The sequence below is a fragment of the Pseudomonas rossensis genome (assembly GCF_039888995.1).
Lineage (GTDB): Bacteria > Pseudomonadota > Gammaproteobacteria > Pseudomonadales > Pseudomonadaceae > Aquipseudomonas > Aquipseudomonas rossensis.
In genome coordinates this window covers 106,740-133,409 of the sequence record NZ_JBBWCB010000003.1, presented here as the reverse complement: position 1 = coordinate 133,409, position 26,670 = coordinate 106,740, and the positions used below count along the sequence as shown (strand labels likewise).

The following is a 26,670-nucleotide window of genomic DNA, read 5'->3' as shown; positions in this document are numbered from 1 at the left end:
TCACCGCGCAAACCCGCATGAGCGGCGTCGATCTGGCCGGTGGCCGGAGCATCCGCAAGGGTGCGGCAGATGCCATTCGCCTGCACATCGAGGCGCTGGGCGGCAGCTTCCCGTCCGCGTTGCAGGCCAGGGTCGATGAAGTCTCGCGTCGCGGCAGCACACCGCTGGTTGTGTGTGATGGCCAACAGGCATTGGGCGTAGTGGAGCTCAAGGACGTGGTCAAGGGGGGTATCAAGGAGCGCTTTGCCGAACTGCGGCGCATGGGGATCAAGACCGTCATGATCACCGGCGACAACCGCCTGACGGCGGCAGCGATTGCGGTTGAAGCCGGGGTTGACGATTTTCTCGCCGAGGCTCGGCCGGAAGACAAGCTACAACTGATCCGCGACTACCAGGCCCAGGGCAAGCTGGTGGCCATGACCGGAGACGGCACCAACGATGCGCCGGCACTGGCTCAGGCAGACGTGGCGGTGGCCATGAACAGTGGTACTCAGGCCGCCAAGGAAGCGGGCAACATGGTCGATCTGGACAGCAACCCGACCAAGCTGATCGAAGTGGTTGAAGTCGGCAAACAGATGCTCATGACGCGCGGCGCGTTGACCACCTTCAGCGTGGCCAACGATGTGGCCAAGTATTTTGCTATCGTACCGGCCGCATTCGTCGCGACCTACCCGCAACTGGGCGCACTGAACGTGATGCACCTGAGCAGCCCGAACTCGGCGATTCTCAGCGCGGTGATCTTCAATGCCTTGATCATCGTGTTTCTGATCCCGCTGGCGCTCAAGGGCGTGACCTACCGAGCCATCGGCGCGGCGGCGTTGCTCAATCGCAACCTGCTGATCTATGGCCTGGGTGGCGTGCTGGTGCCGTTCGCGGGGATCAAGGTGATCGACATGCTGTTGGCCGGGCTCGGCCTGGTTTGAAAGGACTGACTGCACGGCGCCGTGTATGGCGTCGTGCAGTTCAAAAGGATTGCCATGCCCGTTATTGATACGTTCACCGCTTCACGAGACGGCCGCCCTTATCCCGATGCGCTGTTGGAGAAGCTGCAACAGGACGAACAGGCCGCCCTGCGTGGGAAACTGCGCATCTATTTCGGTTCCAACGCCGGGGTGGGGAAAACCTGCGCGATGCTCACCGCGGCCCAACGCGAAGTGACCCAGGGCCGTGACCTGGTGGCTGGCGTGATAGAAACCCATGGCCGCCGGGAAACCGCGGAACTGCTCGCCGGTCTGGAACTGCTGCCGCGCTATAACGTGATGCATCGCGAGTGTGCCCTCAGCGAGTTCGATCTGGATGCCGCGCTGGCGCGGCGTCCGGCGGTGCTGCTGGTGGATGAATTGGCCCACAGCAACGTTCCCGGTTCGCGTCACCCCAAGCGCTGGCAGGATGTCGAAGAACTGCTGCGCGCCGGCATCGACGTCTGGACCACCCTCAATGTCCAGCACCTGGAAAGTCTCAACGATATCGTCAGCGGGATCATCGGCATCCGGGTGCGCGAGACCGTGCCCGATCATCTGTTCGACGGTGCCCATGAAGTGGTGGTGATCGACCTGCCACCCGATGACCTGCTGCGCCGTCTCAAGGAAGGCAAGGTCTACCTGCCGCCCCAGGCCGAGCGCGCGTCCCGGCATTTCTTTCGCAAGGGCAACTTGCTGGCCTTGCGCGAGCTGGCGTTGCGGCGTACCGCTGATCGCGTCGATGCGCAGATGCGCGACTATCGCCGCGAGCGGTCCATCAACTCACTTTGGCCCGCGCGCGAGCGTTTACTGGTTGGCGTGGCAGGGCACCCTTCGGATGAACGTCTGGTTCGTGAAGCGGCGCGTCTGGCACAAAAACTTGAGGCCGACTGGATTGTCGTTCATGTGCCTTCGGTGCAGCGACGTGGCGCGGGTGCGCACCGCTATGCCGCCGCCATGAAGACCTTGGCACTGGCCGCCGAATTCGGTGCCGATACGGCCACGCTGTCGGGCATGGACGTGGCCGAGGCCTTGGTAGCGTTTGCTCGTGAGCACAACGCCAACCGGCTGGTGCTCGGGCATTACCCGCGCAAGGTCTGGCAGTTTTGGCACCAGTCGGTCAGTGACCGCATCAGCCGTCGCCATCCCGAGATCGATCAGATTGTCATCGCCCATGGCCCGTTGCCCGTCGTGGTTGCGGTTGCGGTGAACACTGATGCCGCGCTGCCGCCCAGCAGGGCTCCGGCTTATCTGTGGGCCAGCCTGGCCTGTTTTGCTGCCACGGCGGTAGCCGCGTTGCTGTTGCAGGTGTTTGACCTGGCCAACGTGGTCATGCTGTTTTTGCTCACGGTGGTGCTGGTCGCCTTGCGCTTTGGGCGAGGGCCGGGTGTCTGGGCGGCGATGCTGGCGGTGCTGTGTTTTGATTTCTTTTTCGTCCAGCCACGCTGGTCGTTCACGGTCAACGATACCCAGTACTTCTTTACCTTCGCCCTGATGCTGGGTATTGCGTTGATCACCGGGCAGCTCACGGCACGCTTGCGTCATGAGGCTAGCACCGCTGCCGGACGTGAGCGGCGCGCGACGTCGTTGGCCAGGTTGGCTCGCGACTTGTCGGCGGCGCTGACGGTGGAGCAGATCACGGAGGTGGCGCTGCGCACCTTCAGCGGCGTGTTTGAAGCGCGGGTCGGGCTGACACTGCCGGACGCCGCCGACAGTGTCCACGCTCGTGGCGCCGGTGCATTCCCGATCGATGAAAGCATTGCCCAATGGGTTTACGACCATGGCCAACCCGCCGGCCAGGGCACCAATACGCTGGCGGCTGCTCAAGGCCGCTATTTGCCGTTGAAGGCGCCTATGCGCGTGCGCGGAGTGTTGGTGCTGGAGCTGGCTGAACCCGAGCGGTTGAACGAGCCTGAAGAGCAGCGTTTGCTCGAGGCCTGCATGAGCCAACTGGCGATCGCGCTGGAACGGGTGCATTTCGTCGAAGTGGCGCAAAGCACCCTGGTGCAGATGGAGGGCGAGCGCATGCGCAATACCCTGCTGGCCGCGATCTCTCATGACCTGCGCACGCCGCTGACCACCATAATCGGCGCGGCAGACGCAGCGGCGCCCCATGCGCCGCCCGGACCGCTGACCCAGTTGCTGGGCGGTATTCGCGATCAGGCCAGCTCCATGCAGCGGTTGATCGAAAACCTGTTGGACATGGCCCGAATGCAGGAACGCGGTGTGCGCCTCAACCTGCAATGGCACTCACTGGAGGAAATTGTCGGCAGCGCTTTGCGTCAACTGCGCGAGCCATTGGCGCGGCATGTGGTGCGCACCGCCCTGTCGCCGCTGTTGCCGTTGGTGGAAGTCGATGCGCTGTTGATCGAGCGCGTGCTGGTCAACCTGCTGGACAACGCCGCCAAGTACACCCCGGCCGGAACGCTGGTGCAGGTTGTGGCCCGGCAAGAGGAGGACAGCATTGTGCTGGAGGTGATCGACGCCGGTCCCGGTTGTCCTCAGGGCAGCACGCCTCAGAGCTTGTTCGAACCGTTCACCCGGGGTCAGCAGGAGTCGGCCGTTGCCGGCATCGGCCTTGGGCTGGCGTTGGCAAAACGGATTGTCCAGGCCCATGGCGCAACGATCGAGGCTCAGCCTCAGGCCATCTCGGGCATCCGCTTTGTCATCACTCTACCGGCGGGTCATCCGCCTTCCATGGAATCGCTATGACCAGTGCACGCATCCTCATTGTCGAGGACGAGGCCAACATCCGCCGTTTCATCGGTATCGCGCTGCAGGACGAAGGTTTTCAGGTGTTCGAGGCCGACAACGTCAAACGCGCCCTGATCCACGCCGCCAGCCGTCAACCGGATCTGGTGATTGTCGATCTGGGCTTGCCCGACGGTGACGGCAAACAATTGATCAGTGAGTTGCGGGGCTGGATGACGGTGCCGATTCTGGTGCTGTCGGCCCGTGATCGTGAAGAGGAAAAAGTGGCGGCACTGGATGCGGGGGCGGACGATTATCTGGTCAAGCCCTTCGGCGTGCCCGAGCTGCTCGCGCGTATTCGCGCCCAGTTACGTCGGCATGTGCAGAACGGGACCGCCGCGGTCACCAGCAAGGTGACCTTCGGCATGATCGACGTGGACCTGGCCACGCACGAGGTCCGGCGCGAGGGCCAATCGGTCCATCTGACACCCATCGAGTATCGCTTGCTTTGCGCGCTGATTCGCGGACAAGGTCGGGTCATGACCCATCGCCAGCTACTGTTGGAAGTGTGGGGCCTGGATTACGTCGATCGTGCTCACTATCTGCGGGTGCACATGGCGCACTTGCGGCAAAAACTGGAGGCCGATGCGGCCCAGCCGCAGCATTTCATCACCGAATTGCAGGTAGGTTATCGCCTGGTGGGGCTGTAAAGCACGGCGGGCGCTGGCAGCAGCGCCTGGCCGTGTGTCGCTCACTTGTCTTTCTTGATCCGGCGCTCGTGCAGGAAATCGATGTACAGCGTGATGAAACCGAACGAAGAAATGCTGAACAACACGAGTAGGCCGATTTGCGTCGTGCTCATGATCAAAGTCCTGTGGGTGGGACGAGGAGCGCTCAACCTGCCGTGGCTGGGCGTCATCAATCGTCGAGACACAAATAGATAATACGAACCCGGGGCCTTGGATAGCGGTTATATGAAAGCTTTACGGCGCCGTCCTTGAACCCTATGCACTTCATACGAGAGGTGGGTATCGGGCGTTCGAGAGCAAGCAAGTATTGCTAGAATCGGCGAGCGTTATCCTGTCATCTCACTTGCCCCAAGGTCTGCGCTGCGCCATGAACTCGTCGAACCCTGTCATCCGAAACGTCCAGCCTGCTGATCTGGACCGCTGCTACACCATCGAAACCGTTGCCTACGAAGGCGACGAAGCTGCTACTCGCGAAAAGATCGCCACGCGCATTGCCACCTGGCCCGAAGGTTTCATCGTGGCCGAAGTCGATGGCGTTGTAGCCGGTTTCATCAATTCCGGTGCGGCGTTTCAGGTAGAAATGTCGGACGAGGCGTTCAAGGAACTGATCGGCCACGACCCGGCCGGCCCGCACGTGGTGATCATGTCGGTGGTGGTGCATCCGGATTTTCAGGGGCAGGGGCTGGCGAAACGGTTGATGGGCGAATTCATCGAGCGGATGCGCGCACTGGGCAAGACCAACATCCATCTGATGTGCAAGGAGCGACACATTCCGCTGTATGCCGGGTTCGGGTTTGCCTACATCAAGCCTTCAGCGTCTGACCACGGCGGGATGGCGTGGCATGAGATGGAGTTGGAGTTGTAACCACAACAATCTCTCGAACACCGCAGAACACCTGTGGGAGCGAGCGTGCTCGCGATGGCGGCATAACATTCAACAAAGCTGTCGGTTGTCAGACCGCCATCGCGAGCAAGCTCGCTCCCACATTGGTTAGTCGTCGTGTCAGTAGAGGCTGTCGCGCACTCTGGCCGGCGCTTCCCGGTCATACGTCTCGGCATCGAACTGCCCATCGTTCAACCGCTTGTGAAACGCACCCGCCGTCGGCAGCGCCGAGCGCTCCAGATGTTTCTCAGGGTTCCATAAATCCGAACGAACGATGGCCTTGGAACAGTGGAAGTATGCTGCTTCCACCGTTACCAGCATCACCGTACGCGCTGGTTTTCCGTTCACCGCGAAGCTCTCCAGCAACCCAGCTTCGGCGCTGATCTGTGCCGTGCCGTTAACCCGCAACGTTTCGCCAATCCCGGGAATGATGAACAACAGCGACACCCGCGAATCGAGCACGACGTTGCGCAAGGTGTCGATGCGGTTGTTGCCCGGCCGATCCGGGATCGCCAGGGTGCGTTCATCAATGATCCGCACGAAACCCGGTGTGTCACCCCGTGGCGAACCGTCCATCCCGTCAGGCCCCACCGAGCTGATGATCACCAACGGCGAGGCGCGGACCATCGCCTGATAGTCCTCGTTCAGAAAGGGGATCTGCTTGCGCACGGCGCGGTCGTGGGGTTGGCCGTAGAGGGCTTCCAGTTCTTCGATGCTGTTGAGCATAACCACCTCAGAAAATCAGACCCATGCGCCGTTCGTAACCGATCCTGCCCCTGTAGGCTTCGCCGCTGTCGACCCAGCCGAATTTTGCGTAAAGCGCGATGGCCGATGCGTTATCCGCATCCACCGACAACTCCAGTCCCTTTATTTCCGGAAACGCCTGACGCGCCAAGTCGGGCAGGGCTTGCAGGCAGGCCTTGCCATAGCCTTTGCCCTGAGTCCGATGATCGACTTGCAGCGCATGCAGGGTAGCGCTGTGTTCATCGGCCCACGCTGGCAATACGGGCGGGCGTTTGAGCAGCAGAAAGGCCACGGGAACATCTTCGACCAGTAGCGCAAATCCTTTGACGCCGGGGCCGGGTTTGGACAGCAAGGTGTGCAACGCACCGTGAATGTCGCCGGAGAACCTGATTTGTTCTTTGTGAACTTCAATGGCCTCGACCTGCTGGCGCTGGAGCGCGTTCAGGCTGTCGTAAGGCACGAGTCGGGCTGTCACTGGAGTGTCCTTTTTCCAACAAAATGTGTTTCGAATTCTAACGAGTTTGCGTCCATGGATTATTTTTATTTCGGCTGTCGATTTGGCTTTTCGCCAGACGACTAAGGGTGTCTTCACAACAAAAACCACGGAGAACCACCATGAACGCTACCCACGAAATCCAGACCCTGATCGACACCTATCGTCAGGCGGTCATCGCCAAGGATGTCGAGAAACTCATGCCCCTGTATGCCGAGGACATCGTCTCCTACGACGCGGTCAAGGCCCTGCAATTTCGGGGCAAGGCCGCCTACCGCGCGCATTGGCAGGAATGCATGGAAATGTGCCAGGGCGCACACAAGTTTGATTTCGACCATATGAACATCGTGGCAGACGAGCACATCGCCTTCGCCCATTGGCTGGCCCATTGCGGCGGCACCAACGAGAAGGGCGAGACCCAGGCCTGCTGGATGCGCGTGACCGCCTGCTATCGGCGCGACGATGGGCAATGGCGCATCGTCCACGAACACTGGTCGGCCCCGTTCGACATGATGAGCGGCACGGTGCTGTTCAACCTGGAACCGTGAGCGTCGTGCTGATTCGTCGGGAATGTCGCGAAAGTGTCAATCTGCAGCCATAGTTGATCCGTTCGATTCAGGAGAGCCCCATGAAGTATTTATGCTTGGTCTACAGCAACGAGCACGAGTTGCACTCGCTGCCCGAAAGCCCGAATGACGCTGAATGCATGGCCTATGCCGAGTCGATCCAGGGCAGCGGCCGAATGGTCGCCGCCGAGGCGCTGGAATCGGTGCAGACCGCGACCACGGTGCGGATGCGCAACGGGAAAATGTCGATCACCGACGGTCCGTTCGCCGAAACCAAGGAGCAATTGGCCGGCTTCTACCTGATCGATGCCAAAGACCTCAATGAAGCCCTCCAGGTCGCCGGCAACATTCCGGCGGCCCGGGTCGGCTGTGTCGAGGTGCGTCCCGTTCGCCAGTTGAATCCCGGCGCCTGATGTCTGTCGAGTCGGTACGGGCACAGGTCGAGCAGGTTTACCGCGAAGAGTCACGGCGGATTCTGGCGACCCTGATCCGTTTACTTGGCGATTTCGACCTCGCCGAAGAAGCCTTGCACGAGGCGTTTTTCGTCGCGGTCGAGCGCTGACAACCCGGCGCTTCGGGCCTTACAGCCTGCAAGCGGCGATTGCGGCGTCGCATGCCGAAGCGCCCACGGCGGCGGAAACGGACTGGCTGGAGATTGTGGGTCTGTATGACGTGCTGTTGCGGGCGGCGCCTTCGCCAGTGATCGAATTGAACCGTGCGGCGGCGATCTCCAAACGGGATGGGCCGTTGGCGGGGCTGACGTTGGTTGAAGGGATTCTGGCGCGGGGTGATTTGCTGGATTACCACTTGGCGCACGCGGCGCGGGCGGAGTTTTGTCGGCAGTTGGGAAGGGTTGAGGAGGCGCGGGCGGCTTATGAGCGGGCGTTGGAGTTGACGCAGCAAGTGCCGGAACGGCGGTTTATCGAGGCCCGGATCAGGGTTTTACAATAAGGTGAATTCGCCGGCCCCATCGCGGGCAAGTCGGATCGCCGCACCGCCGCTCCCACAGGGATCTGTGGCGTGCACAAATTCAATGTGGGAGCGAGCCTGCTCGCGAATGGCAGCACCGCTATTCCAGCATCTTGCCCAGCAACCAACTCCCCGCCGGCCCTGGCGGATGCAGCCGCGACCACAGCGCATCGACGAACACCGGTTTCGGCCAGCCGCGTACGTCCAGTTCCTGCAACGTCCCTGGCCCAAACCGCTCCACCAGCCACCGGGGCAATGGCGCCCAGCCGAATCCGCCCTGGGCCATTTCCAGCAGCATCAGATAACTCGGCGCCGACCAGACGCGCCCCTTTGCCCGGCTTTCATACGGATTGACGATCGTCGCCAGGCGCAGCTCCCGGTGTTGTTGCAACACATCCTGATCGATGTGGCTCAGCGCCGCCAACGGATGCTCGCGGGACACGAACAGGGCAATCTCGGTCCGTTCTTCCACGGTCGAACTGACCAGGTCCGGCGGGTAACTGTCTTGTTTTTCGGCGAAAGCCACATGTGCCCGACCCCGTTGCACCAAGGCCACCAGGTCATCGCACTCGGCGATCAGGCATTCAAGTTCCAGATCCGGATAGCGCTGCTCGAAGGCACTGAGCGCCGCTTCGAATCGGTCGGACTGATACGTGTCGGAAATCGCCACGGTCAGCTTCGGCTCGACCCCTTGGGACAGTTGGCTGGCGGTCATTTCCAGTCGGCTGGTGGCGGCCAGGATTTCCTCGGCCCGTTGCAGCATCACGTGCCCGGCCGGGGTCAGGCTCGGTTTGCGGCTGCTGCGGTCGAACAGAGTCAGGTTCAAGTCGATTTCAAGGCTGGCCACGGCGGCGCTGATAGTCGACTGACTGCGGCCCAGTTTGCGCGCCGCGGCGGAAAACGAGCCTTGAGTCGCTGCCTGAACGAAGGCCTGCAACACTTCTTGAGAGGCCATGAACTATCGCCTTGACCGATGGTTATTGGTTATGAAGTATCGGTGTGAAGAAGGATCATGGCAACCACAGTCACTCAGAGGAGTCTGGCCATGAGCGCCAACAAATCCATTACTGAACGTATTTTCCAGGCCATTGGTTTCGAATTGTTGGCCATCCTGATCTGTACCCCGTTGCTGGCGTGGATCATGGACAAACCGATGCTCGACATGGGCGTCGTGACCATGGCTATCGCGGCACTTGCCCTGGCCTGGAACGTGGTCTTCAACGGATTGTTCGACCGTGCGCTCAAACACTACGGCATCGTGCACAGCGCGTGGGTACGTGTTGTCCATGCGCTGTTGTTCGAAGGCGGTCTGGTCGCGGTGGGTGTGCCGTTGATTGCCTGGTGGTTGAAGGTCAGCCTGTGGCAAGCGTTCCTGCTGGATGTCGGCGTGCTGCTGTTTTTCCTGCCGTACACCTACGTTTATCACTGGGTCTATGACGTGGTGCGTGAGCGGGTGGTGATGCGCCAGGCTGTCTCGGGATAAAAGCAAAAGATCGCAGCCTCGTTTCACTCGACAGCTCCTACATTGGAATGCGATCCCTGTAGGAGCTGTCGAGTGAAACGAGGCTGCGATCTTTTGATCTTGATGGCGTTTACAAAAACATCCCACCCGACGCTTCCACGCGCTGCCCGTTGATCCACTGACTGCCCGGCGCCAGCAGCAGCGCAATCGCGGCGCCGATGTCGTCAGGCTGACCAACGCGCCCCAACGCGGTATTGCCGGCGACGTAGCTGTTCAGCCATCAGGCGAATGGTTTCGCTGGTCAGGTACATGTCGTTACGCACGTTGCCCATGGCCTCGGCCGGGACCTTTGAGAGCGAGCCGTAGCCCTTCACTTCGTTCCCGATATTGCCGGTCAATGCGGCGAGGGCGGGGATCAGTTGCGGCGTGGCTTCCTTGCTGCGCACGTATTTGGACAGCACCGGACGCGGGTCGGCGGGCGCTGGCAGCGGCGCACTTTTGACCAGCGCTTGCTGGGTGACTTCGGCCACGGCGGCAAACTGCAGTGCCTGGTCCGCCGGCATGGTGCGGTTCAGTGCGTAAGCCATCGGCAGCGTGCCGACCAGAATCAGCATGATCAGGCCCATGCCTTTCAACAGCGCGTAGCCGACTTTGGTCGCCTGTGCCCAGTCCACGCCGCTGGTGCCGTCGCGACCGTGCATCAGGGCATTGGCCACGCCGACCCCGATGATCGAGCCAATCAGGGTGTGCGACGAAGACGCCGGCAAGCCCAACCACCACGGGCCGAGGTTCCACAGGATCGCGGCGATTAACAGGGCGAAGATCATCGCGAAACCGGCGGAGGAACCGACTTGCAGAACCGCGCCGCTGGACAGCAGCACCCCGAGGAAGTTGAAGAACCCGGACCAGGCCACTGCGAAATTCGGCGGCAAGGAGTTGGTGTAAATCACCGTGGCCACGGCGTTGGCGGTGTCGTGGAAACCGTTGACGAATTCAAAGCCGAGGGCAATCAGCAGCGCCACGCCCAACAGCAGAAACGGCGTCCAGGTGGTCACCACGGTGCCGAGTTCGTTCATGTCGTGCATCAGGCTGTAGGCCGTGAACAACAGCCCGCTGCCCAGCACAGCGAAGAAAAACACGATGGTCAGCAGGCCGGGCTTTTTATCGAGTTGCGGTTTGGCGCTATTGGCGGGCGCCTGGGCGGCGGTGAAGGAAAATCCTGAGGAGGAAAGGGGTGTCGGTCATGATCGCAGCCTCGTTTCACTCGACAGCTCCTACATTTGGAATGCGCAACCCTGTAGGAGCTGTCGAGTGAAACGAGGCTGCGATCTTTTGATCTTAATAATCCTGGCGCTTACGAAACGCCCAACGCCCCGCGATCACGGTAAACGTCGCGACCAATGCCACCAGAATCCAGAACCCTTCCGGGTCGCCGGAAAGCGGCACCCCACCGACGTTCATGCCAAAGAACCCGGCGATGATGTTGATCGGCAACGCCAGCACCGTCACCACGGTCAGGGTGAACAGCGTGCGGTTGCTCTGTTCGTTGAGGTTGGCGGCGATTTCTTCCTGCAACAGCTTGATCCGTTCGCCCAGCGCCGTGAGGTCGTTGATGATCAGCGCGAACTCCTCGGTGGACTTGCGCAGCTCCTTGACGTCTTCCTTCTGCAACCACTGCGGCGGGCGATTGAGCAGGCGCAGCAACGAGCCCGGTTCCAGCGCCAACAAGCGTTGCAGGCGCACCAGCACCCGTCGGTTGGCACCCAGCTCAGCCCGATTGGTCGACAGCCGCGAGGACAGCAACTCATCTTCGATCTGATCGACACTGAGGCTGGTCTTGCGCACGATCTGGGTCAGCACTTCGCCCTGATCGCGCAGCAGATGCACCAGCAATTCCAGCGGCGAGCGAAAGCATTCACCGGCCTTCACCGACGAGCGCAGCTTGTCCACCGAGTGCAGCGGTTGCAGGCGTGCGCTGATGATCAGCCGACTGCGGGCGCAGACCCACAGCGTTGAAACATCGGACGAGACCATGCTGCTGAGGTTGAACACCACGTCGTTGACCACCGCCAGCAACGCCGAATCCACATGCTCGATGCGCGTCGAACGGGAGCCCTCATGCAGCGCTTCGAAAAATTCGTCGGGCAATTCCAGATGGCTTTTCATCCAGCGCTCGCATGCGGCGTGGGCCAGATTCAGGTGCAGCCAGAGAAATTCGTCGTTGTCGCCGGGTTGTTGCAGGCACTGCAAGGCCTTGGCCGAATCGAGCTCCCGGCCGCCCTCGCCGGGGCGAAAACTGAAACCGTACAGCAGACCGAACAGGTCCGTGTCGCGATGGCTTTGGTCGATGCTGTGGTTCATGAGGTCTCGCTGAAGGAGGTGCTGTCGGTCGCTATGTGTAGCAGCTGGCGAAGCCTGCGTTCGGTTCGGGCCGCGTTCGGACGTAGCAGTCGTCAAGCTTGAGCACGCGGTCTTCCTTTGGAAACGCAAAGTCTGATTTCGCGACTGCTGCGCAGCCGAACGCAGGCTTCGCCAGCTGCTACAGGTCGCGTTACGGCGGGTTTCACAGGTTCACTTGAGCCGCATCATCGCAAGGGTCTTTGACCGTTTTGTGACAGTCCCATGGCGCCACAAATTCACCTCTACCGGTGGTCGGAAGCGCTCAAGAATAGTTCTGGCGCGCCGATGATGCTGATGTTGAATTTCGCGATGCGGTCTTGGGCCAGCGTTGCTGACAGGGATGTCCGGACACCTTGCACGCCTGCCGGGCGTGCCTCATCCCTGTCATGAGATCACTCGATGTTTTTGCAAAAATCCCTGAGAGCACAAATCCTCGCCTTGTTGAGCGGCAGCCTGTTGGCCATGTTGTTGATCGCCCTGGCCTGCTTTCACTTTCTGTCCAGCGGTGTTCAGAACTACGCGAATCTGATCGAAGGCCCGTTGCACACCTCGCAATTGATCGATGAAGCCAACTTGCAATTCAAGGTGCAGGTTCAGGAATGGAAAAACGTTCTCCTACGCGGCAAGCGGCCTGCGGACCTGGACAAATACTGGAAGCAATTCGAAGACCGTCAGCGCGATGTGCAGGGCATCCTCGGTGAACTGGCCGGGCAGAAGGGTATCGAGCCACAACTCAAGACTCGCATCGAACGCCTGCGTGACGAACATCGCCTGTTGGGCGCGGCCTATCAGAAGGGCCGTGACGCCTACGTGGCGGCAGGCGCCGACCCAACGGTTGGCGACACAGCGGTCAAAGGTGTGGACCGCGCGACCAGCGATCAGATGAGCGAGTTGGTCAGCGACTTGCGCAAGCAGGGTGCCGAGCAATCGAAGCTGATCAGCGCCGACGCCGACCGCACCGTGTTGCTGGGGATCATAGTGATGCTCGCCTCGGGTCTGTTGATCGGGTTGTTGAGCCTGTGGCTGGTCAACCGCAACCTGGTGGAACCGATTCGCAAACTGATCGAGTACGTGGCGCAACTCAGCCAGGGCAAGTTTGCCGAACGCGTGGCCAGCAGCCGTCAGGACGAGTTGGGCAAGTTGGCGGTAGCCGCCAACACCTTGCGCGATTTCCTCGCCGAAACCTTCAACCGTTTGCAGCGCAGCGCCAAGGATCTGGACAGCGCCAGCGGTGAGCTGAATTCCATCGCCACCCTGATGGCCAGCGGCACTAACGAGCAGTTCAACCGCACCGATCAGGTGGCCACGGCGATGAACGAAATGTCCGCTACCGCGCAAGAAGTCGCGCGTCACGCAGCCGATGCGGCACGTGCCGCCGACGATGCCGACCAGTCCGCCCAGCAGGGCGAAAAGGTCATGCAGGGCACCATCCACACCATCACCCAAATGCGCGGCGAAATTGCCAATACCGCCACGGTCATCCGTCGTCTGGAAACCGACAGCGGGCGCATCGGCAAGGTACTGGAAGTGATTCGCGGCATCGCCGAGCAGACCAATCTGCTGGCGCTCAACGCCGCCATCGAAGCGGCCCGTGCCGGTGAAGCCGGGCGCGGTTTCGCGGTGGTGGCCGATGAAGTGCGCAGCCTGGCCCAGCGTACGGCGGCGTCGATCATCGAAATCAACCAGATCATCCAAACCGTGCAAACCGGTGCGGTGGATGCGGCCCAGGCCATTGAAAGCGGTCAGTCGCGCAGTGAAGAAAGTGTCGAGCAAGTGACCCAGGCCGGCGCCATGCTGGAGCGCATCACCCTTGCCGTGGAAGCCATCCGCGACATGAACCGCCAGATCGCCACCGCCGCTGAAGAGCAGACTTCGGTCGCCGAAGACATCTCGCGCAACCTCACCGAAATCACCAGCATCGCCAGTACCAACCTGGACAATGTGCAACGCACCGAAGCGGCCAGTCACAACCTGCACGGGTTGTCGGGGCAGTTGAATGAAGTGACGGCGCGTTTAAGCGCGTAACGGGAATGACCGTGTACCGGTTTGTTTACCGAGTCGGTACACAGTCGATCTCAAGTCCGCAGTGTCGATGTCGATGATCACGGTAATCCCATAAACCCAATGGAAAACCGCCATGGTCAGCATCACTTCCGTTTCGATCACCCAGACGGCCTCGACGGCTTCGAACAAGACTGCCCTCAGCGACAGCACCGAAGACACCTCAGTCACGGCAACCGCTGAGGCGTCCAGCGACACCACCAGGGTATCCGCCGGCGGCGCCCCTGCGGCGAGCGGCAGCAGTTCCAGCAGCAGCGAAGAATCCGATACGGTGAAAGAGCTGCGCAAGCAGATCGCCGAATTGCAAAAACAACTGCAGGAAGAACAGCAGCAACTGCAAGCGGCCCAGGCCAAACAGGAAAGCGCCGAAGCCAAAGCGGCGGACGTCGCGGCGGCTCAGTCGCAGATGGCGGCCACGTCGGCTTCGTTGCAAACCGCGACGGCGGCGTTGTTGCAGGCGTTGCAGGAGTCCGGTTCCAGCACGTCGGGATCGCTGGTCAGCACTTCGGCCTGATATTCCGTTCAGCAGGCATGACCGTTGGTCGGATTCGACGCTTCAAACCCCTTGATTCAGAAGGTACCTGTTAGTTCTGACAGTAGACGGGACGCATTCCTGACGGCTTGATGATCGGGTCAGCGCAATGGCGCGATTATCCCGATAAGGAGTGTTTCCATGTCTACGCTTGAAGTGTTGGAAAAACTGACGATCCCGAGCATGACGGCGGTCGAAGGTCAGGAGTATGAGGGTGAGGTGTCTTTACCCTCGGCTCCCGGTCTGCGGGCGTATGTCCTTGGCAAACAGGGTTTGAGCGAAGGAAATCATCTTGAGGTGGTATGGATCACCAACGCAGGTACTGAAACAGTTTTTACGCATGAGATCACCGAGATTGAAGAAGTAAACCCTGTGCATTTCTATGTGAAGGAAACCGTCATCACACCGGGTTTGGTGACTACCTTTTATGAGGTTGTCAGAGACGACCGAATCTGGCGCTCCAAGCCGTTGATCATTATGGTCAAGTGATTCGAGCCTGGCAGATCACACTGGCAAGCTGAACGTAAACGTCGTGCCCTGTTGCTCGGTCGATACCACGTCCAGTTTCCCACCATGGGACTGCGCAATCTGACTGGCAATGTACAACCCCAAGCCGAGGCCGGTCCGCGGTGTTCCGCTGGCCGGTCGCGAGTAGGGCCGGAACAGATGTGGCAGCGCATCCTCGGCAATCAGCCCCTGATTTTTCACGCTCAGCACGAACTGTCCTTCATTGATCTGCGCGCTGATTTCGATCGGGCCATCGGGATCTCCGTGAGCAACCGCGTTTGCCACCAGATTGGAGAGTAACTGCGCGACCCGCTCGCGATCGCAATGAACGCTGCGCAGGTCGCCGATGGACGATTGAATGGTGCGGGCGGGATGGACGCTCTGAACCTCTGAAATCACATGCCGCAATGCATCCTCGAGATTCGGGCACGGTTCAATGTTCACGGGAATGCCACGGCCCAAAGAGCCGCGAGCGAAATCCAGAACGTCATCGACCAGTTTGGTCGCACGACGGGCGCTGCTGAGGATGTGCCGGGCCCGTTGCTGATTCGCCGGATCGGGTAGTTTGCGCAGGAGCATTTCGGCGCCGGCGCTAATGGCGAACAAGGGGTTGCGCAGATCATGTCCGAGCACGGCAATGAACTGTTCGCGCAGTTCGGCGGTTTCGCGTTCCTGCCTCAGCGCTGCTTCGGTCTTTTGCAGGTTTTCTTCGGACTCGATCTGCAGCGCCAGCATCCGGGCGAAGGATTCCATGGTGCTCTGGATCGTGCTGGATTTGAGGGGCGCAGGGTTGGGGTCAAGGGCGCAGAGGGTGCCGAAAAAGCGTCCGTCGGTGCGGAAAATCGGCACGGCGATGTAGCTTTCGAACTGATAGAGGCGAGGGGTGTGGTGATCGCGGTAAAGCGGGTCTTCACTGGCCTTGTCGATGACCACCGAGTGATGCGTCTGGCGAACTTCGTGGCACAGGGTCGTGACAAGGTCCAGCTCACCGCCAACCTGTAAACCGAAATTCAGCTGGTCGAGCACCGCGCACGCTGTCCACGACTCTTCGGTAACCCGGGCCACGGCGGCGAAGCGCAGGCCCGTCAGTTCACGGATCACTTGAAGAATCGCCGGCACCGCACTGATCCGACCGATCGTGGCGATGTCTGCTGCCGCTGCTTGCCTCATTTCAATCCATCTCTGCATGAACAGTGTGGTGGGATTCTAGCGGGCTGACGCTGCGTTGGCGCGACTTGATTGCCTGAATTTGACGTGCAAAAAAGCCGCGCGATCCGAAGATCGTGCGGCTTGGTGTGTGTGCATCAGGTGTCTTGTTTGTCGCTCAGTACTTTGCCCGTGGTGGCATCGAAGTCCACGTCAAATTCTTTGCCGTCAGCGGTTTTCAGTTCCACTTCGTACTCATAGTTATTGAAGTGGTTGTCCAAGTCCGTGTCGGTGATGGTCGCACCCGGGTGCAATTTCAGAGCAGCCTGGTTCATTTCTTCCAATGGCTTGATCTTGCCGCTTTTGACCAGCTCGGGGATCTGGTCGACGCGGACATCGGCCTGGGCCAGCCCAGCGGTGAGAGTCAGGGCCGCGGCAGTGAACAGGGCAGTCAGGGTTTTCATGAGGTTCTTTCCTTGGATGAGCTGTTTAAGTGGGATCAGGTTATCCGGCGCAACTTAATCCACCCTTAATTCTCCGAACGCGACTGGGTATAGTCGTTCCCACGTTCATCAGTAACCGTTGTTCTGCAGCAATTGCGCAACACTGGCCGCCGCCGGGCGTTTGTAGAACTTGAGCAGTTCGCTGGCGCGGTTGGTGAAGATGCCGTCGACCCCGGCGTCCATGACTTTCTGGTAATCCACGGCATCGTCGATGGTGTAAACGTGCACCAACAAGCCTTGATCGTGGGTGTACTGGTTCATCCAGGGTTGCACCAGGTCCGAGTAACTCTGATCACCACCCTTGGTCAGCGCGGCAGAAGGGCCGGTGCCGATTGCGCCCTGGGCTTTGGCGTACTCGACCCATTGCTGGAATTCGGCTTTGTCTTTCGGTTGCTGTTTGGCGTAGTAAGTGGCTTTGTCCTTGTCGCCGGACTCGGCAAACGTCACCTTGGATTTCGGCTCGATGCTGCCTTCGCCGACCCACAGCAGAAGGATTTTCGGCACTTTCGGCATTTCCTTCTCGAGCAGTTCGAGGCTGCTCTTCTCGAAGGTTTGCAGCACGACTTTACCTTTGCCCTGGCCAACCGCCAGAGCGCTCTTCGCCAGTTTTGACCCGGCCGGGCTCAACCAGCCGCGATCCTGGAGTTTTTCCTTGAGGTCGCGCTCGATCCCGGGAAATTGCTTCGGTTCTTTGGTTTCGATGTACAGGCCGGGTTTATGCAGCGGGTTGCCTTGGGCAATATCGATGATTTCATCGAGGGTCAGGATTTTCAGACCAACGTACGCAGGACGCGCGCGATCCGGGTAGGCGGTGTTGAACCAGCTGCCGGCATCGAGGGTTTTCAGCTCGGCGAGGGTGAACTCGTTGGCCGGGCGGTCCTTGCGCTCAGGGAATTTGCTGGCGACGTCGGTGGTGCGTTGCAGGTTGTCGTCGTGCAGGGCGAACAGCACGCCATCCTTGCTGCGTTGCACGTCCATTTCCAGGTAGTCGACACCCAGATCGCGGGCCAGTTTGTAGGCGGCGGCGGTGGATTCCGGTGCATCGAACGACGCGCCACGGTGAGCGATCACGGCCGGATGCGGGATGCCCGTGCGGGTTGCCAATGCGGTGGGGCTTGGCTCGCTGGCGGCCTGTGCGTGGCCGAGGCCCAGCATCAGGCTCAGCAACAGGGCGCTCTTGGTGAAGGTAACAGGCATGGTCGAGGTCCTTTCGCAGATTTTCAAAGACGTACCTTTTAGCAACTGAGCGCCGCTTGCGCTATCGCCAGACCGACATAAACGTGTTTAAAGAAGATTTTTTCAGCGCTTTTGTGCGCTTCTTTGCAGTACTCTTGGCCCCGGCAGTTACCCCGGCAGAGGGAACGCCCATTCGCTTGCCCTGCGTGTAAACCATCGATCACCGGTCCTTTTCGACCTTTTGTGAGGTTTATCATGCGCATCACTTCCGAGCTCATCTGCCAGGCCGCCGACCAACTCAAAGGCTTCGTCGGCCTCAATCGCAAGACCGGCCAGTACATCGTTCGTTTCAGCGAAGACTCTTTCGGCATGGACGTGGCTGACGACGGCATTATCCCCACCAGCGAATTCGTCTGGGCCCCAGGTTCCGCGCAGGCCATGACGCTCAAGCGTGAGTTGATTCAGTTGTTGCTGGATCAGAACATCGATGACCGGATCAACATCACCGAGCCGGTGCGGGTTTATATGAATCGGCGGGAAGTGCCGGAGATTTCGGCGGTTCGCCGTTTGGTGCAGAGCTGAGTTTTGGGGTGATTGTGCGGGCCTATCGTCGGAACGCCGCCTGGATCCAGCTCGCTCCCACATGGGTCTTGTGATCGACACATAACCCCTGTGGGAGCGAGCTTGCTCGCGATGGCGGCCAGAAGGGCACCGCACATAATTACCGCTGAAACCGATAATCCCGCTCAACCTTGCACACCCGCGTATGACAAGACGAATACCAGGTCGACCGCCCGCGCTCGCGAATCTCACTGTGCTCGGGATGATGTTTCCACGCCAGAATCGCCGCTTCGCTGGCCCAGTAGGACACCGTAATCCCGAGCCCGTCTTCACCCCGAGCCGATTCCACACCGAGGAAACCGGGTTGCTCACGGGCCAGTTCGACCATGCGTCTGGCGGCCTGCTCGTAACCGTGATCACCGTCGGTGCGCAGGGAGGTAAAAATCACCGCGTAGTAAGGCGCTGACGGAGTCTTGACGATCATGACTTCTGTCTCTTGCAGGCTGCGATCAACGCGCGGACAAGCGGCGGCAGCTTGCCCTTGAGTGCTGCGCGTTCAGGTTGGAATAGCGTCGCGACGAAGAACGGATGACCTTTGAGTTCCACCGCCCGCAAGTCGCCGGTTGAATCGTGTGCAACGGCGCACAGCTGTTGGGTCAACAACTCACGTTCAAATGCTGGATTAACGCCGTAGCGGCAGCGATAGCCTTCGACAATCTCAGCGCTTTCGTACGCCTCGGCGATCAATGAGCCTTCAACCAGATGAATGCTGTCGACGGCCTCCACCAGCGAACAGGTCAGTGGCGTGAGCAGCGCTCGCGCCGCATCCGGCGATGTTTCACCGTGTTCGGCATCTTTCCAACCCAGAACATTTCGGGCGTATTCGAGTACGGCGTGTTGAAAACCGCCGCAGGTACCAAGGAACGGCCGTTGCTGTTCACGGGCAAAACGAATCGCTCGCAACGCACCGTCCCTATCGCGGTAAGGGCTGGCAGGCACGCACCAGAAACCGTCGAAATCAGCCAATGGCGCATCGACGCTGATGCCGTCGGTGGCCAACCACTGGAATTGCACGTCTCGCCCTGCATGTTCAGCGGCCATGCCGAGGGTGACGGGAATGGCTTGGTGAGCGGTGACGTGCGGGTCGTAATCGCCGATCAGGGCGATGCGAATTGGGCGGTTTTCCATGAGTGCGCTCCACGCTTGTTGATTCCTGGCACCCACTATAGATTGGCGTTCACGCACTCAATATTGGCGTTATCCCAATTGATCAATGCACCGATGCACTATCGACTGGATTATCCCGACCTGTCCCTGATCCTCGCGCTGGTGCGCGGCGGCTCTCTGGCCCGGGCGTCGACGCTATTGAAGGTCGACGTTTCGACCGTATTTCGCGCCGTGCGCCGACTGGAAGCTGCGCTGGGCCAGCAACTGTTCGAAAAAAGCCGCGCCGGCTACTTGCCCACCACCTTGGCGCAAACCCTGGCCGAGCAGGCTGAGCGGGCCGAGCAGGCGCTGGAGGCGGCTCGCATTGGCGTGGAGCAGGGCGGTGAAGTCATCAGCGGCACGGTGCGCCTGACCTGCACCGATTCGGTCTTGCAAGGCTTGCTGCTGCCGGCGTTGGCGAAGTTCATGCCCGGCTACCCGGCGCTGACCATCGAGTTGAGTACGTCCAACGACTTCGCCAACCTCAGCCGCCGGGATGCGGATATCGCCTTGCGCCTGACCCGCACACCGCCCGAGCACTTGGTGGGCCGGCGATTGGCGGAGGTTTCCTATCGAGTCTGTGCCAGTGAGGCGTATCTGAGATCGGTCGATTCCGAAGACTTGGCGTTGCTGACCTGGATCGCCCCGGACGACTTCCTTCCCGATCACCCCACCGTTGTGTGGCGCCGTCAGCAGTTGCCCGGCGTCACACCGGGTTATCGCTGCAACAGCATGTTGTCGGTGACTGAACTGGTGCGGGCCGGGCTCGGTGTCGCGGCATTGCCGGACTTCCTCATCGGTGACGGGCTGCAACCGGTGAGCGGGCCACTACACGGTTACGACACGGCACTCTGGTTGCTGACCCGCCCGGACTGCCGCGCCTTGCGCTCGGTGGTGACGTTGTTCGATGAGTTGGGGCGGGCGCTTCGATTGCCTTGACCGAGCGCTAAACCTTCGGCTGATCCTTGCGCACGAAGTGCTGATGCATTTCCGAGGTCAGGCTTTCGATGCGTTCGGTGAGGGCCTTGGTCATTTCCGCCCCAGCGCCAGTTTCATTCTGAAACACATTGCGGTGTTTTATTCCGCGCTACTGCTCACCGCTAAAGCGGCGGACATTGTCATTTATTGCAGCTGATAGCAGGCCAGAAACATGTCCAGCGCCGACTCCACAACAGTGCTCTGCATTTCGGCTGACAGGCCGGGCAGGCCCATGGAAATCTGCGGCCAGAACGCAAAGGATTTGAGCATTCCCTGAATCTGTTGTGCAGCGAATTCGGGGGCGACCGGTTTCAAACGACCGTCGGCCTGAGCGGCGCGGATCCACACAGTCAGGCCTTCTTCGCGCTCACCCATTCGGGCAACCATATTCTGCGCGCGCTCGGGGGAATGAATGGTCGCGGCGATGGCCACCCGCGCCAGGTCGAGAAAATTGTCATCGCCCAGCATCTGCAATTTCGCCATCAGCATCCGGCGCATCTGGTCGCGCAGCGGCAGGTCAGGGTGGTAGGGCGTTTCCTGTTCTGACGTCACCCGCGCCCACAACTGATTGAGGATTTCGGCGAACAACTCTTCCTTGCTGGGGAAGTGGTTGTACACCGTGCGCTTCGACACGCCGGCGGTGGCGGCGATCTTGTCCATGCTGGTGATGTCGAAACCGTTGGCACGGAATTCGGCAATCGCCGCCTGAATGATGGCTTCGCGTTTTCGGTCGGTGAGGCGCTGTGGAGCTGTCATAAGTACGCTTCGGCAGGAAGAAGTGAGAACTACACTTGGCAGTTTACTTGTGATCAGCTTTGATGCAACCTAGAAACTACACTGTGCAGTGTAATGTTTTGTTAATCCTGCGCAGTGAACAATAGAATCTCCGGCTGATGCGTGCGTGCCTTGGCCATTTATCGTCCCAAGCGGAAATCGCGAATTGTGCGGTTTTTCTGGAGTCATTCAGTCATGGCCACATCAACTTCCCCATCGGATAACGTCTCTACGCCTGAAGCTTCCCGTCAGGTAGAAGGGCTCTTTCGAAATCATGCGCTGGTAAAGCGCGAAGGTTTTCGCAAAACCCTGCGCATCATGTGGAACATGATCTTCCACAAACCGCGCGACACCCGCCCGACGACGCCTGTCCCGGTGCAAACCCTGACTCAGGCAGCGTTGATCGCTGCACCCAACCACAGCGTTTACCGCCTCGGTCATTCCACCGTACTGCTGAAACTGCGGGACAAATTCTGGATCACCGACCCGGTCTTCGCCGAACGCGCCTCACCCGTGCAATGGGCCGGCCCCAAGCGCTTCCACCAGCCGCCGATCAGCCTCGAAGAAATGCCGCCGATTGAAGCGGTGATCCTGTCCCACGATCACTACGACCACCTCGATTATCAAGCGGTGCTCAGACTGGCGAGCAAGGCCAAGTACTTTTTGACGCCGCTGGGCGTGGGCGACACCTTGATCAAGTGGGGCATCGATGCCAGCAAAGTCCGACAACTGGACTGGTGGCAGGGCACCGAGGTCGACGGTATTCAGTTCATCGCCACGCCTTCGCAGCACTTTTCCGGTCGCGGTCTGTTCGATGGCAACAGCACGCTGTGGGCCTCGTGGGTGATGATCGACGGCGACACGCGAATCTTCTTCAGCGGCGACAGCGGTTATTTCGATGGTTTCAAACGCATCGGTGAGCAATATGGCCCGTTCGATCTAACCCTTATGGAAACGGGTGCTTACAACGTCGAATGGCCGCATGTTCACATGCAGCCGGAGCAAACCCTGCAAGCGCACATCGACCTTAAAGGTCGCTGGTTATTGCCGATCCATAACGGCACGTTCGATCTGTCGATGCACGCCTGGTACGAACCCTTTGACCGCATTCTGGCGTTGGCCTGGGAGCGGAATGTTTCGATTACCACGCCGCAGATGGGTCAGGCGTTCAATGTGATGTATCCGCAGCGGGGGAGCACTTGGTGGTCGGAGATGGAAAACGTTGGCGATCAGGTGGAGCCTCAGAACGCATGACGTTGTGAAGCCGGGCTGCTTACCCTGCAAGCGGCCCGGGCCGACACCTCACTCAACCATCGCATAATCCGCCCGCCCCACCGGATCAGGCGTCGATCCTTTCACATTCATCCCTCGACCCGGCGCAAACCCCGGGAAGAACACCAACCCCTCCGATTCAAGCCGATAAGCCAGTGCCAGCCGCGTAACATCCAGCACATCGCGTTCATCCTCAAATCGCTGAATAGCATCAACCGAAACCCCGGATTCCCGAGACAGCTCCTCCACACTCCAACCCAGCATCGCTCGGGCCTGAGCGCTATGCGCCGGGGTGAATTGGAAAAGGGCGATACGTTCCAGGGTGATTTTCATCGCAAGAGAGGCCATGGTGTTCTCCGGGCTCAAGAGTGCTGATTCAAAAAATACTGTATTTTTGTACAGTTGTTTTGAGCCCAAATCAAACTCATTTTTTGATCGGTTCTAATTTTCCTCTCAGGCAGGAGCGTTGGACCGACTACGCTATTTTTAGGCGGACTGAAAGCTCAATGGGTTTTCAACACCCGTCAGCAGCAATGTTTGAACGTCAGCTTTCTGATTTTCAATACAAGGAAAGGTGGCGTTTCAGAGGCAGTGCGCCACAGCGTTATGCAGGGAAGGGAATCATGAAAAGACTACGTCTGCTATGTACCCTGATCGGTTTTACAAGTCTGCCCGTCCTGGCCGATATGGCATCGTCAAACAAAGATGCCTTTGTGACCCACCTGATAAATCAGATGACCCTGGAAGAAAAAGTCGGCCAACTGCGGCTGATCGCGATTGATGAAAAGATGACTCCCGAAAGGATGTACCAAGAAATCACCGCCGGACGAATCGGGGGTACGTACGGCTCTGTGAGCCGTTACGTAAACCGACCCATGCAGGACGCGGCTCAACAAAGCCGCCTGAAAATACCGATGTTTTTCGGCTGGGACGTGATACACGGTCATCGAACCATTTTTCCCATTGGCCTGGCATTGGCCTCCAGCTGGGATATGGACGCCATCGAGTTGAGCGGTCGAACGGCGGCGAAAGAAGCCAGTGCTGACGGTATCGATATGACCTTTGCACCGATGATAGATATCGCCCGTGATCCTCGCTGGGGGCGTACATCCGAAGGCTTCGGTGAAGACACCTATCTGGTTTCGCGCATTGCCAAAGTGATGGTTCAGGCCTACCAGGGCAAAAGCCTGAATGCACCCGACAGCATCATGGCCAGCGCCAAACACTTCGCGTTGTATGGTGCTGTCGAGGGTGGACGCGACTACAACAGCGTCGACATGGGCCTGGCCAGAATGCACCAGGACTACCTGCCACCTTATCGTTCGGCGATTGAGGGTGGAGCGGGGGCGATGATGGTGGCGCTTAACTCGATAAATGGCGTGCCAGCCGCTTCCAATGCATGGTTGATGCAAGACCTGCTTCGCAAAGCATGGGGCTTCAAGGGACTGGTCATCAGCGACCATAACGGGATAAACGATCTTATTCAGCATGGTGTTGCGAAGAATCACCGCGAAGCGGCCAGGCTCGCGATCAGGGCCGGTGTTGATATGAGTATGAACGACTTCTCCTATGGTCCGGAGCTACCCGGGCTGCTTGAGTCTGGCGCTGTTTCCCAGAGCAATATCGATAATGCTGTGCGGGAAGTCCTGGGGGCCAAGTACGACATGGGGCTGTTCGAAGACCCTTACCGGCGCATCGGCGTTGCCAGTGAAGACCCCGCTGATAACAATGCCGAAAACCGTCTGCACAGAGCGCAGGCCCGTGAGGTGGCACGCAAGACATTGGTGCTGCTGAAGAATGAAAACGGGCTCTTGCCACTAAAAAAAGAGGGCCTGATCGCGCTCATAGGCCCGTTGGCAAAAAGTACCATCGACATCATGGGCAGTTGGTCCGCAAGCGGCGTGCCCTCGCAATCGGTGACGATCTACGACGGGCTGAAAAACGCTATGGATAAGGGCTCGCTGATCTATGCCCGAGGCGCCAATCTCGAGGAGGATCAGGAGGTTGTTAAATACCTGGAGTACCAGGGAGTGTCCGAAATCGCGAACGACGCTCGTCCGGCAGCAGAAATGATTGACGAAGCGGTCAAGGCTGCACAGCAAGCCGATGTTGTGATTGCGGTAGTGGGCGAGCCACGCAGTATGTCTCATGAAGCGGCCAGTCGAACCAGCCTCGATCTGCCAGGACGCCAGAGTGAATTGATCACCGCCCTGAAAGCCACCGGCAAGCCGCTGGTACTGGTATTGATGAACGGCCGGCCACTTTCCATCGGCAAGGAGCAGAAGCAGGCCGATGCGATTCTGGAAACCTGGTACAGCGGCTCCGAGGGAGGCAACGCCGTTGCCGATGTATTGTTCGGTGACTACAACCCTTCCGGCAAGTTACCCATCACCTTTCCACGCTCCGTGGGGCAGATCCCGAATTACTACAGCCATTTGAACACCGGCCGCCCCTACCTGCCGGGTGGGCTTCGCAACTACACGTCTCAATATTTCGATCAATCCCATGGTCCGCTTTATCCCTTCGGCTATGGGCTGAGTTATACCGATTTCAGCCTGACCGACATGGCCCTGTCTTCGGCCACACTGAACAAAACCGACAAGCTCGTCGCCAGCGTCATCGTGAAGAATACCGGCCAGCGCGACGGCGAAACGGTGGTTCAGTTGTATATCCGCGATGTCGTTGGCTCCCTCAGCCGTCCGGTCAAAGAACTGAAGAACTTTCAAAAAATCATGCTCAAGGCCGGAGAAGAGAAAGCGGTCCACTTCAGCATTGATGAGAACGACTTGAAGTTCTTCAACGCTCAGTTGGAATACGCCGCCGAGCCGGGTGAGTTCCAGGTGCAAATCGGTCTGGATTCTCAGGATGTGAAGGCGCAGAGTTTTGAGTTGCTGTAAGGCCGAGGCATTAGCGGCAGTGGCTAATGCCAGTCAGTTGAACCGTTATGCGATCTGTAGCAGCTGGCGAAGCCTGCGTTCGGCTCGGTCCGCGCTCGGGCGTAGCAGTCGTGAATCCGACTGACGCGGTCTGCCTGATGCACCGCAATCTCTGGTTTTACGACTGCTACGCAGCCGAACGCAGGCTTCGCCAGCTGCTACAAAGTGTGCGTCGCGGCTGAAATTGCTTAACTGGCTGGTATTAACGGCAGCGGCCTCTCTTTTTTGGGCTGACTACTTCGCCCCCTCCAACCAGACGGACGGTGCCTGCCCCAGTACGCGGCGGAACATTGTCGAGAACGCAGCGGGGCTGTCATAGCCAAAATCCAGAGCAATCCGCGTCACCGGCGTGCCCACCGCCAGCCGCGCCAAAGCCAGCACCACACAGGCCCGCTGCCGCCATTGGCTGAAACTCAGATCGGTTTGTTGGCGGAACAGCCGATTGAAAGTGCGCAGACTAATGTGCAGATGATCGGCCCATTGCTGCGGCGACTGGTGGGCGTCGGGTTGCTGCACAAAACCCTGGCACAACGCGAGCAATCTCGAATCGACAGGCAGCGGGATGTGCAACGGCAGGTGAGTGCTGCGCGCCAGTTCATGCAGCAGCAAGCCGATCAACGTACCGTCGCGCCCGCGCTCGTCATACGCCAACGGGATTTCCACCGCCTCCATCAGCAAGTGCCGCATTAACGGCGAAACGCTGATCACCTGGCAGCGATCCCCCAGATCCACCGCCCCCGGCTCGATATATAAACTGCGAGTACTCACCCCCAGCATCAGCACCTCATGCGCCACCCCCGGCGGAATCCACACCGCCCGCTGCGGCGGCACCACCCAATTGCCATCGTGCGTGCTGACCTGCATCACCCCGGTGGAGCCGTACAACAATTGCGCCCGCCGATGTGTATGACGAGGCAACAAATGGCCGTGGGAATAATCCGTACCGATGGCCACCACCGGCCGTGGCGTGTGGTCCAGCAGATCAATCGAAACATTGCGCATCGAGCAGCCCCAGTGGTTGGCGTAAACGCAAACATTATTGGCTGACTTGCTGAAGCAGGCCAAGGCGCATCGCTCTATCGTCGACCGCTCTCAACAACGG

The 26,670-nt window shown here is 59.6% G+C and carries 27 protein-coding genes and 5 pseudogenes; 17 read left to right on the top strand and 15 right to left on the bottom strand.

Annotated features, from left to right (window positions below; translation table 11 throughout):
• From kdpB to WLY71_RS02170, 4 genes are all read left to right on the top strand, one after another.
• A partial coding sequence (kdpB, locus tag WLY71_RS02185) for a potassium-transporting ATPase subunit KdpB (RefSeq protein WP_347802321.1) occupies positions 1 to 923 on the top strand: 923 nt, incomplete at its 5' end.
• A gap of 54 nt (positions 924 to 977) precedes the next feature.
• Entirely contained in the window at positions 978 to 3,671 is a 2,694-nt protein-coding gene (locus WLY71_RS02180) for a DUF4118 domain-containing protein (RefSeq protein ID WP_347802320.1), read from the top strand.
• The gene (locus tag WLY71_RS02175; RefSeq protein WP_347802319.1) at positions 3,668 to 4,360 is read left to right on the top strand and encodes a response regulator; all 693 of its coding nucleotides are present in this window, start codon (positions 3,668 to 3,670) and stop codon (positions 4,358 to 4,360) included. The genes WLY71_RS02180 and WLY71_RS02175 overlap by 4 nt, the downstream gene beginning before the upstream one ends.
• A gap of 406 nt (positions 4,361 to 4,766) precedes the next feature.
• On the top strand, positions 4,767 to 5,264 hold the full coding sequence (locus tag WLY71_RS02170; RefSeq protein ID WP_347802318.1) for a GNAT family N-acetyltransferase: 498 nt from the start codon (positions 4,767 to 4,769) through the stop codon (positions 5,262 to 5,264).
• 138 nt (positions 5,265 to 5,402) lie between these two features.
• Here the strand turns inward: WLY71_RS02170 and WLY71_RS02165 are convergent, their stop codons facing one another.
• Both WLY71_RS02165 and WLY71_RS02160 read right to left on the bottom strand, forming a co-directional pair.
• Positions 5,403 to 6,008: a pyridoxamine 5'-phosphate oxidase family protein gene (locus tag WLY71_RS02165; protein WP_347802317.1), complete on the bottom strand. Its 606-nt coding sequence runs from the start codon at positions 6,006 to 6,008 to the stop codon at positions 5,403 to 5,405.
• 7 nt (positions 6,009 to 6,015) lie between these two features.
• Positions 6,016 to 6,501, bottom strand: a complete 486-nt coding sequence (locus tag WLY71_RS02160) for a GNAT family N-acetyltransferase (RefSeq protein ID WP_347802316.1) — start codon at positions 6,499 to 6,501, stop codon at positions 6,016 to 6,018.
• Positions 6,502 to 6,641: 140 nt separating this feature from the next.
• Here WLY71_RS02160 and WLY71_RS02155 point away from each other — a divergent pair, with 140 nt between their 5' ends.
• The 4 genes and pseudogenes from WLY71_RS02155 to WLY71_RS02140 all read left to right on the top strand — a co-directional run.
• Positions 6,642 to 7,067 (top strand): YybH family protein, encoded by a 426-nt coding sequence (locus WLY71_RS02155; protein WP_008151160.1) that lies wholly within the window; start codon positions 6,642 to 6,644, stop codon positions 7,065 to 7,067.
• Positions 7,068 to 7,147: 80 nt separating this feature from the next.
• Positions 7,148 to 7,498, top strand: a complete 351-nt coding sequence (locus WLY71_RS02150) for a YciI family protein (RefSeq protein WP_347802315.1) — start codon at positions 7,148 to 7,150, stop codon at positions 7,496 to 7,498.
• Positions 7,498 to 7,647 carry a hypothetical protein gene (locus WLY71_RS02145; RefSeq protein ID WP_347802314.1) on the top strand — a complete coding sequence of 50 codons (150 nt, stop codon included), beginning with the start codon at positions 7,498 to 7,500 and terminating at the stop codon, positions 7,645 to 7,647. Before WLY71_RS02150 ends, WLY71_RS02145 begins: the two co-directional genes overlap by 1 nt.
• Positions 7,635 to 8,036, top strand: a pseudogene (locus WLY71_RS02140) (RNA polymerase subunit sigma-24); the annotation flags it as partial. The gene WLY71_RS02145 and the pseudogene WLY71_RS02140, both read left to right, overlap by 13 nt.
• A gap of 118 nt (positions 8,037 to 8,154) precedes the next feature.
• Here the strand turns inward: WLY71_RS02140 and WLY71_RS02135 are convergent.
• Positions 8,155 to 9,009: a LysR family transcriptional regulator gene (locus WLY71_RS02135; RefSeq protein ID WP_283188928.1), complete on the bottom strand. Its 855-nt coding sequence runs from the start codon at positions 9,007 to 9,009 to the stop codon at positions 8,155 to 8,157.
• A 90-nt stretch (positions 9,010 to 9,099) separates the two neighbouring features.
• On the opposite strand from WLY71_RS02135, the gene WLY71_RS02130 reads away from it, so the two are divergent.
• Entirely contained in the window at positions 9,100 to 9,537 is a 438-nt protein-coding gene (locus WLY71_RS02130) for a multidrug/biocide efflux PACE transporter (protein ID WP_347802313.1), read from the top strand.
• 109 nt (positions 9,538 to 9,646) lie between these two features.
• Here WLY71_RS02130 and WLY71_RS02125 read toward each other — a convergent pair.
• The 3 genes and pseudogenes from WLY71_RS02125 to WLY71_RS02115 form a co-directional block, all read right to left on the bottom strand.
• Positions 9,647 to 9,793 (bottom strand): annotated as a pseudogene (locus tag WLY71_RS02125) (SDR family oxidoreductase); the annotation flags it as partial.
• A gap of 1 nt (position 9,794) precedes the next feature.
• Positions 9,795 to 10,592 (bottom strand): annotated as a pseudogene (locus WLY71_RS02120) (inorganic phosphate transporter); the annotation flags it as partial.
• Positions 10,593 to 10,854: 262 nt separating this feature from the next.
• The gene (locus WLY71_RS02115) at positions 10,855 to 11,877 is read right to left on the bottom strand and encodes a transporter (protein WP_347802312.1); all 1,023 of its coding nucleotides are present in this window, start codon (positions 11,875 to 11,877) and stop codon (positions 10,855 to 10,857) included.
• A gap of 438 nt (positions 11,878 to 12,315) precedes the next feature.
• Here WLY71_RS02115 and WLY71_RS31225 point away from each other — a divergent pair.
• The 4 genes and pseudogenes from WLY71_RS31225 to WLY71_RS02100 form a co-directional block, all read left to right on the top strand.
• Positions 12,316 to 13,008 (top strand): annotated as a pseudogene (locus tag WLY71_RS31225) (methyl-accepting chemotaxis protein); the annotation flags it as partial.
• Between the two features lie 165 nt (positions 13,009 to 13,173).
• On the top strand, positions 13,174 to 13,941 hold the full coding sequence (locus tag WLY71_RS31220; protein ID WP_425589906.1) for a methyl-accepting chemotaxis protein: 768 nt from the start codon (positions 13,174 to 13,176) through the stop codon (positions 13,939 to 13,941).
• A gap of 112 nt (positions 13,942 to 14,053) precedes the next feature.
• Entirely contained in the window at positions 14,054 to 14,491 is a 438-nt protein-coding gene (locus tag WLY71_RS02105; RefSeq protein WP_347802310.1) for a hypothetical protein, read from the top strand.
• Positions 14,492 to 14,650: 159 nt separating this feature from the next.
• Complete coding sequence (locus WLY71_RS02100; RefSeq protein ID WP_347802309.1) at positions 14,651 to 14,998, top strand: hypothetical protein; 348 nt, start codon at positions 14,651 to 14,653, stop codon at positions 14,996 to 14,998.
• Between the two features lie 15 nt (positions 14,999 to 15,013).
• On the opposite strand, the gene WLY71_RS02095 is transcribed toward WLY71_RS02100, so the two are convergent.
• The 3 genes from WLY71_RS02095 to WLY71_RS02085 all read right to left on the bottom strand — a co-directional run bounded on the left by WLY71_RS02095 (position 15,014) and on the right by WLY71_RS02085 (position 17,862).
• Positions 15,014 to 16,186: a GAF domain-containing sensor histidine kinase gene (locus tag WLY71_RS02095; RefSeq protein WP_347802308.1), complete on the bottom strand. Its 1,173-nt coding sequence runs from the start codon at positions 16,184 to 16,186 to the stop codon at positions 15,014 to 15,016.
• A 134-nt stretch (positions 16,187 to 16,320) separates the two neighbouring features.
• Entirely contained in the window at positions 16,321 to 16,626 is a 306-nt protein-coding gene (locus WLY71_RS02090; RefSeq protein ID WP_010457288.1) for a PepSY domain-containing protein, read from the bottom strand.
• 108 nt (positions 16,627 to 16,734) lie between these two features.
• Positions 16,735 to 17,862 (bottom strand): glycerophosphodiester phosphodiesterase, encoded by a 1,128-nt coding sequence (locus WLY71_RS02085; RefSeq protein ID WP_347802307.1) that lies wholly within the window; start codon positions 17,860 to 17,862, stop codon positions 16,735 to 16,737.
• A 234-nt stretch (positions 17,863 to 18,096) separates the two neighbouring features.
• Here WLY71_RS02085 and WLY71_RS02080 point away from each other — a divergent pair, with 234 nt between their 5' ends.
• Positions 18,097 to 18,423, top strand: a complete 327-nt coding sequence (locus tag WLY71_RS02080; RefSeq protein ID WP_347802306.1) for a DUF2025 family protein — start codon at positions 18,097 to 18,099, stop codon at positions 18,421 to 18,423.
• A gap of 139 nt (positions 18,424 to 18,562) precedes the next feature.
• On the opposite strand, the gene WLY71_RS02075 is transcribed toward WLY71_RS02080, so the two are convergent.
• Together WLY71_RS02075 and WLY71_RS02070 are read right to left on the bottom strand one after the other, a co-directional pair.
• The gene (locus WLY71_RS02075; protein ID WP_347802305.1) at positions 18,563 to 18,886 is read right to left on the bottom strand and encodes an antibiotic biosynthesis monooxygenase family protein; all 324 of its coding nucleotides are present in this window, start codon (positions 18,884 to 18,886) and stop codon (positions 18,563 to 18,565) included.
• Positions 18,883 to 19,590: a CTP synthase C-terminal region-related (seleno)protein gene (locus tag WLY71_RS02070; RefSeq protein ID WP_347802304.1), complete on the bottom strand. Its 708-nt coding sequence runs from the start codon at positions 19,588 to 19,590 to the stop codon at positions 18,883 to 18,885. Before WLY71_RS02070 ends, WLY71_RS02075 begins: the two co-directional genes overlap by 4 nt.
• A gap of 15 nt (positions 19,591 to 19,605) precedes the next feature.
• On the opposite strand from WLY71_RS02070, the gene WLY71_RS02065 reads away from it, so the two are divergent.
• Entirely contained in the window at positions 19,606 to 20,547 is a 942-nt protein-coding gene (locus WLY71_RS02065) for a LysR family transcriptional regulator (protein ID WP_347802303.1), read from the top strand.
• A gap of 7 nt (positions 20,548 to 20,554) precedes the next feature.
• Here the strand turns inward: WLY71_RS02065 and WLY71_RS31215 are convergent.
• Both WLY71_RS31215 and WLY71_RS02060 read right to left on the bottom strand, forming a co-directional pair.
• Positions 20,555 to 20,644: pseudogene (locus WLY71_RS31215) on the bottom strand (DUF1003 domain-containing protein); the annotation flags it as partial.
• Positions 20,645 to 20,730: 86 nt separating this feature from the next.
• Positions 20,731 to 21,342 carry a TetR/AcrR family transcriptional regulator gene (locus WLY71_RS02060; RefSeq protein WP_347802302.1) on the bottom strand — a complete coding sequence of 204 codons (612 nt, stop codon included), beginning with the start codon at positions 21,340 to 21,342 and terminating at the stop codon, positions 20,731 to 20,733.
• A gap of 213 nt (positions 21,343 to 21,555) precedes the next feature.
• Here WLY71_RS02060 and WLY71_RS02055 point away from each other — a divergent pair, with 213 nt between their 5' ends.
• Positions 21,556 to 22,614 carry an MBL fold metallo-hydrolase gene (locus tag WLY71_RS02055; protein ID WP_347802301.1) on the top strand — a complete coding sequence of 353 codons (1,059 nt, stop codon included), beginning with the start codon at positions 21,556 to 21,558 and terminating at the stop codon, positions 22,612 to 22,614.
• A 48-nt stretch (positions 22,615 to 22,662) separates the two neighbouring features.
• Here WLY71_RS02055 and WLY71_RS02050 read toward each other — a convergent pair whose 3' ends face one another.
• Positions 22,663 to 22,980 (bottom strand): helix-turn-helix domain-containing protein, encoded by a 318-nt coding sequence (locus WLY71_RS02050; RefSeq protein WP_347802325.1) that lies wholly within the window; start codon positions 22,978 to 22,980, stop codon positions 22,663 to 22,665.
• Positions 22,981 to 23,255: 275 nt separating this feature from the next.
• On the opposite strand from WLY71_RS02050, the gene bglX reads away from it, so the two are divergent.
• The gene (bglX, locus tag WLY71_RS02045) at positions 23,256 to 25,529 is read left to right on the top strand and encodes a beta-glucosidase BglX (RefSeq protein ID WP_347802300.1); all 2,274 of its coding nucleotides are present in this window, start codon (positions 23,256 to 23,258) and stop codon (positions 25,527 to 25,529) included.
• 273 nt (positions 25,530 to 25,802) lie between these two features.
• Here bglX and WLY71_RS02040 read toward each other — a convergent pair whose 3' ends face one another.
• Positions 25,803 to 26,570: an AraC family transcriptional regulator gene (locus WLY71_RS02040; protein ID WP_347802299.1), complete on the bottom strand. Its 768-nt coding sequence runs from the start codon at positions 26,568 to 26,570 to the stop codon at positions 25,803 to 25,805.
• Positions 26,571 to 26,670 lie beyond the last annotated feature (100 nt).